Source organism: Amycolatopsis sp. NPDC057786 (assembly GCF_042797905.1).
Lineage (GTDB): Bacteria > Actinomycetota > Actinomycetes > Mycobacteriales > Pseudonocardiaceae > Amycolatopsis.
Genome location: NZ_JBHVKW010000189.1, coordinates 1 through 6012 on the forward strand (window position 1 = coordinate 1; position 6012 = coordinate 6012).

At 67.8% G+C, this 6012-nt stretch carries 6 protein-coding genes; 2 read left to right on the top strand and 4 right to left on the bottom strand.

Annotated elements, in window-relative coordinates; translation table 11 throughout:
* Positions 1-81: 81 nt before the first annotated feature.
* Both ACFVM3_RS41640 and ACFVM3_RS41645 read right to left on the bottom strand, forming a co-directional pair.
* Positions 82-618, bottom strand: a complete 537-nt coding sequence (locus tag ACFVM3_RS41640; RefSeq protein WP_378445403.1) for a DUF4396 domain-containing protein — start codon at positions 616-618, stop codon at positions 82-84.
* Positions 608-1165: a carboxymuconolactone decarboxylase family protein gene (locus ACFVM3_RS41645; protein ID WP_378445405.1), complete on the bottom strand. Its 558-nt coding sequence runs from the start codon at positions 1163-1165 to the stop codon at positions 608-610. Before ACFVM3_RS41645 ends, ACFVM3_RS41640 begins: the two co-directional genes overlap by 11 nt.
* Before the next feature lie 299 nt (positions 1166-1464).
* Here ACFVM3_RS41645 and ACFVM3_RS41650 point away from each other — a divergent pair, with 299 nt between their 5' ends.
* A complete protein-coding gene (locus tag ACFVM3_RS41650) occupies positions 1465-2901 on the top strand; it encodes an MFS transporter (protein ID WP_378445407.1) in 1437 nt (478 codons plus the stop codon).
* Positions 2902-3004: 103 nt separating this feature from the next.
* Here the strand turns inward: ACFVM3_RS41650 and ACFVM3_RS41655 are convergent, their stop codons facing one another.
* Both ACFVM3_RS41655 and ACFVM3_RS41660 read right to left on the bottom strand, forming a co-directional pair.
* The gene (locus ACFVM3_RS41655; protein ID WP_378445409.1) at positions 3005-3658 is read right to left on the bottom strand and encodes a response regulator; all 654 of its coding nucleotides are present in this window, start codon (positions 3656-3658) and stop codon (positions 3005-3007) included.
* A 56-nt stretch (positions 3659-3714) separates the two neighbouring features.
* Positions 3715-4308 (bottom strand): thioesterase II family protein, encoded by a 594-nt coding sequence (locus ACFVM3_RS41660; RefSeq protein WP_378445411.1) that lies wholly within the window; start codon positions 4306-4308, stop codon positions 3715-3717.
* Positions 4309-4620: 312 nt separating this feature from the next.
* Between ACFVM3_RS41660 and ACFVM3_RS41665 the strand changes: the two genes are divergently transcribed.
* A complete protein-coding gene (locus tag ACFVM3_RS41665) occupies positions 4621-5949 on the top strand; it encodes a UDP-glucose dehydrogenase family protein (protein ID WP_378445413.1) in 1329 nt (442 codons plus the stop codon).
* Positions 5950-6012 lie beyond the last annotated feature (63 nt).

Sequence of the window (6012 nt, forward strand, 5' to 3'; positions counted from 1 at the left end):
CCCCTCGTGCGGAAGCACAAGGGGTGGCCCAGAATCGAGGGAGACCACGTACCGCGGTACGTGGTCTCCCTTGTGGACACTTCAGTGGTGGTAGGCGTGCACCACCGCGTGTCCGGAACCGCGGCCGATGAGCCACTTGTTCACCGGCGTCGTGAGCAGGAAGGCGACGAACAGCGCGAAGGCGAGCGCGCCCCAGAAAAGCCAGCTGGCGAGTCCGGCTTCCATCGCGCCGGGAACGGCGATCATGACCCCGTTGTCGACGATCTCCATGACGAGGATCGACACGGTGTCCGCGGCGAGGGCGACCTTGAGGGCCTGTTTGAAGCCGACGCCCGCGCGCAGGACGCCGCGCATCGTCAGCGCGTAACCGAAGACGAACGCCAGCGCGACGGCGAGCACGATGGTCGCGACGTTGCCCCAGCCCAGCGCGGTGCCGATCACCATGCCGAGCACCTCACCGATGGCGCAGCCGGTGAGGCAGTGCAGGGTGGCCGACGCCGCCATGCCCCAGGAGACCTTGCCCGGCTGGTGGTGTTCGTGGCCGCCGTGCCCCGCCTGTCCACCGTGGTCACCGTGGTGCTGGTGTTCGTGGTGCGAGTGGTCGTGCTCAACCGACATGGTCGTGTTTCTCCTTTGTGGACTGCTCGGCAGGCGCGGGTTCGAGTCCTGCGACGAGATTGAACGAACCGGTGAGCAGGTTGAGTGACACCAGCCCCACCGTGTCGGCGATGATCCGATCGCTCCAGCCGTGCTCCCGCAGCTCCGCGACGTCCTCGTCGCCGAGCGAAGACGGTTCGGCGAGGACCCGCACGGCATACGCGATCAGCGTGGCCTCACGTCGATCGGTGGAGGTGCCCTGCCGGGCCAGCGCGATGTCGTTCTCGCTGAGCCCGGCGGCCCGCGCGGCTCGTGTGTGCGCCTGCAGGCACAGCGCGCAACCGATCCACTCCTGCAGGGCGAGCGAGATCTTCTCGCTGAGTGCCCTGGGAAGCTTGACCCGCTTCATGGCCCGCGAGAAGTCGAGATAGCCCTGAAGGAGCGCGGGGGAGTTGGCCATCGCGGACACCATCGGACCTGCCGAGCCACGCCGTTCGACGATGTCGCCGAGCAGCTCGGCGGACTTCGCCGGCGCGTCGGCCGGATCGAGCGACTGAAGACGCTGCACGGCTCCTCCTCGTACTGATGGTCGGTCACGGGAACTTTATACCCGTAGGGGGTACCTGTCCAGCATCGATGACCCCATGGTGCCAATGGGGGTCTGGCTTCCCTCTGGCGAACGCCTTTGGGGTTGTCGATGTTCTACGTGATGAATCTTTGCCTGGCAACGGGTTTAGCCGTGAAACGGCAGCTGTGACGTTGGTGACACCAATACCCCCTAAGGGTACTTGCGCGCCGTCGTGAACCGGTCTACGTTCAGGTCCGCAATACCCCCTAGGGGTAATGGAACTCGAAAGGACGGTAGTCATGGCGGAGACAACCCCGGACCCACGACGGTGGTGGGCACTGGGACTCATCGCGTTGGCCCAGTTCATGGTCATCATGGACACCTCGATCATCGGTGTCGCTCTACCCGCTATGCAGCAGGACCTCGGGTTCTCCCCGGGTGACCTGTCATGGGTGTTCAACGCCTACGTAATCGCGTTGGCCGGGCTGCTGCTGCTCGGCGGACGTCTCTCGGATCTGTTCGGCGCGCGGAAGATGTTCACCGCGGGCTGGGTCGTCACCCTCGGTGGTTCCGTGGTCGCCGCGGTCGCGGGTACCGCGTGGGTGGAACTCCTCGGCCGGGTCCTCCAAGGCGCCGGTGCCGCGCTGATCGCGCCGTCCGCGCTGACCCTGCTGATGATGCTGTTCGGCGCGCGGCCGCGTGAACTGACCAAGGCGCTCGCGCTCTACGGTGCGGCCGCCCCGGCGGGTGGTACCGCGGGGGTGTTCCTCGGCGGCGTGATCACCGAGTGGCTGTCGTGGCCGTGGATCTTCTGGCTCTACGTCCCGATTTCGCTGGTCGCGATCGTGGCGACGGGCAAGCTGATGCCGTCCGCCCCCGCTCGGCGTGGTTCGGTCGACGTCGCCGGCGCCATCGCGGCGACCGCGGGCCTCGGGCTGACCGTGTTCGGTGTCGTCCGGGCGCCGGAGGCGGGCTGGGACTCGGCGGGCACCTGGGGTGCGCTGGTGGGTGGCGTCGCGCTGCTCGCGGTGTTCGTGGCGATCCAGCGGTCGCGCAAGGTTCCGTTGGTGCGGCTGGGGATCTTCCGGACGCCGAATCTCGGCGGCGCGAACCTCGCGCAGTTCCTGCTCGGCGCGGCATGGATCCCGATGTGGTACTTCCTGAACCTGTACCTCCAGCAGGTGCTGGGATACGGGGCGTTCGCCAGCGGTGCGGCACTGCTGCCGATGACCGTGCTGATCGTCGTGCTGATGGTCGCGGTCGCGCCCCGGCTGATCGGCCGGTTCGGGCCGAAGAAGATGGTCATCGGTGGTCTGTGGGCACTCGCCGCGGGGCTGGTGTGGCTGTCGTTCGTCAGCCCGACGGGTAATTTCCTGGTCGACGTCCTGCCCGCGTCGCTGGTCGCGGCGCTCGGTCAGGCGCTGGCGTTCATCCCGTCGCTGGGCACCGCGATCTCCAGCGCGAAGCCGGAGGAAGGCGGGCTGGCGTCGGGGATCGTGAACACCTCGTACCAGATCGGTTCGGCGCTCGGCCTGGCCGCGATGACCGCGGTCGGGGTGTCGTTCGGCGCGGGACGGATCGGCGACCCGGTCGCGCTGACCGGCGGATACTCGGCGGCGTTCCTCGGGGCCGCGGGGATCGCGGTCGCCGGTGGCTTCCTGGCCATGGCCACCCTGCGCACCCCGAAGCCCGAACCCGGCGAGGTCGGCGGGGGTGAACCGGCGGTGCTGCGATGACCGGCTGTATCACCGTGTGGAGGGCGAGACCGTTCCAGGTCCGCCCTCCACACGGCGTTTCACCTGGCTTCGCGAGACTTTCGAACGAGAACTCGCCGGTCGGTCAGTCCACGTAGTGGTGGCGTTTGGCGTAGGCGATCGCTTCGACGCGGTCCTTGCTGGCCGTTTTGGCGAAGATGCGGTTGATATGGGTCTTGACCGTCGTCCCGCTGATGAACAGCCGCTTCGAGATCTCCCGGTTGCCGTGCCCGGCGGCGATGAGCTTGAGCACGTCGATCTCCCGCGCCGTCAAGCCGTCGGCGGGCGGCTGCGTCGCGGGCTGGCTCCGGGTGGCGGCGCGGACCAGGCTCCGCTGGACGTCGGGGTCGAGGACGGCCTGTCCGGCGGCCGCCGCGGCGATGGCACGGGCGATCGCATCCTTGGACGCCGATTTGGTGAGGTACCCGAGGGCCCCCGAATCGAGAGCTTCGAGCGCGAGTTCGTCGGTGGCGTACGTGGTGAGGACGACGACCTGGGTGTCCTGGTGCTCGCGCCGGATGTGGCGGGTCGCTTCGATGCCGTCGGTGCCGGGCATGTTGAGGTCCATCAGCACGACGTCGGGACGGTGTTCGGCGACGAGACGGATGGCCTCATCGCCGTCGCCTGCCTCGCCGACCACGTCGATCCCCGGCATCGTGCCCAGCAGGAGGACGAGTCCTTCGCGGACCGCGGCCTGATCGTCGGCGACGATCACCCGGGTTTCGGTTACTTCGGTCACAGGGACAGTTTCCCCGATCAGGTTCACCGGGTACAACGAGGTGCCGGTGGGGGCGTTCATTCGATCGACGCCGAGACCAGGCGATCGTGGATCAGGTTCGCGATGTCCTCGCAATGGGTGTCCAGGAACTTCCCGCCGCCCGGCCAGACCTCGAGGTCGAACCGGCTGGTCGTGCATTCGCGCCAGCGGGGCAGTTCCGCCGCGTCGTTCCCGCCTGCCAGCGCGACGACCGGCGAGTTCAGCTTGACCGTCTCGAATTTGGGCGAACTGCCCCAGTCGGCCACGAACGTGCACAACGGCCGGATCTGGGTCTCCTGTTCCAGCCTCGCCGCCGTCTGGAGGGTGAACTCACCGCCCCCGCGGTGCCCGAACAGGGCCAGCGGCAGATCCGTCCAGTCGCGCAGCAGCTCGGTGCTGTCGTGCACCAGCTCGACGACGTTCCCGATGTAGCCGTGCGTCCCCTGTCGCACGCTGCCGGGATACTGGATCGTCAGTACTTCGACCGACGGCAGCAGCAGCTGGGTCAGCCGCCACAGGGGGTCCGGCGTGCCGACCGGATGAGGAAAAAAGGCCAGCCGGAACGCCGCGGGCTGCAGTGGGTCAAGTATCCTCATCAAGCCGACGTCGCGGTCGGTAATGGACTCTCGCATTGACGGATCCTTTTCTTATCAAGATGCCGGATTTGACCTTACCCAACTTGATCGTTTTCGACGTCATGCTTCAGGTGGATATCATTTGGAGTAATGGGTGGACGTTGTTCTACAACCCCCTCACGGTGGCTGGACCAGCTTGGGGTCGCTAGGGGGCGGCTAGGGGTTACCCGGTGAATGGGGCACGGTTAACTTCGGAAAACGTCCTGGGGATGGCCTTTGCTTACTTGATCCGGCCTTTGTGTCGTTGCTGAAACCGCTTCTCCCCCTTTTGGCCGCCGCCCAGGAATCCGTGACTACCTTGGTGGCGAAATGCATTCTTATCGGATAGCCGTCATCGGCGCCGGTTACGTCGGATTGACCGCGGCGGCGTGCCTCGCCGCCCTCGGGCATCGGGTGGCCTGCGCCGACGTGGATCCGGCGAAACTCGAGATGCTCGAACGTGGCGAGACGACCCTGCTCGAACCCGGCCTGGCGGAACGCGTCACGACCGGGCTGGCCGCGGGACGACTTCGGTTCGTCCTCGGCGCGGCCGCCGCGGTGACGGACGCGGAGGTGGTGTTCCTCTGCGTGCCGACCCCGATGGCCGCCGACGGCGAGGCCGACCTCGCGATCGTGGAGTCCGTGGTGGCGGAGATCAGGGATCTGCTGCCGCCCGGTTGTGTCCTGGTCGAGAAATCCACCGTTCCGGTCGGCACCGCCGCCCGGATCTCGGACCTGCTCGACCGGGAGAACATCGGGGTGGTGTCCAATCCCGAGTTTCTCCGCGAGGGAAGTGCCGTCGAGGACTTCCTGAACCCCGACCGGATCGTGGTCGGTTCCGACAAGCCCGCCGCGGCCGAGCGCGTCGCCGCCCTCTATGCCGGGCTCGGCGCGCCGACCGTGATCACCGACGCCGCGAGCGCGGAGATGGTGAAGTACGCGGCGAACTGCTTCCTCGCGACGAAACTCTCCTACGTCAACGCGCTCGCCGAACTCTGCGAACGGCTCGGTGCGAACATCGTCGACGTCGCCGAAGGCATGGGTTACGACCGGCGGATCGGCACGTCGTTCCTCCGGCCAGGCCCCGGCTGGGGCGGCTCCTGCCTGCCGAAGGACACCCACGCGCTGCTGGCGGCGGCCGGTGCCGCCGGAGTCGACTTCGATCTGCTCAAAGCGGTCATCGGGACCAATTTCCGGCAGGCTGGCCGGATCGCGGACAAGGTGGCGGTCGCCTGCGGACTCGCGCCGGACGCCGGCCTGGACGGTGTCCGGATCGGTCTGCTCGGCCTCGTCTTCAAGGCGGACACGAACGATCTGCGGTCCTCGCCCGCCCTCGCGGTGGCGGAAGAACTCGCCGCGCGGGGCGCCGAACTCGCCGGGTACGACCCCGGTCTGCTCGCTTGCGACCCCGGCGGCAGCGCGGAACGCACCAGGCTGGACGACCTGATGTTCCTCACCGACGACCCCTACCTGACCGCCAAGGACGCGCAGGCGGTCGTGGTGCTCACCGAATGGCGGGAGTTCCGGACGATCGACTGGCGGCGGATGGCCGGGCTGCTGACGAAACCGGTCGTCGTGGACACCCGCAACCATCTCGACCGGGACGTCGTCGAGCTGGCCGGGCTTTCCTGGACCGGGGTGGGCATCGGCACCGCCTGACACGTCGCGAAGCCACGTTCGGGAGCGTGTGCCGAACGTGGCGTGGGGGCCGCGGGGGGCGGT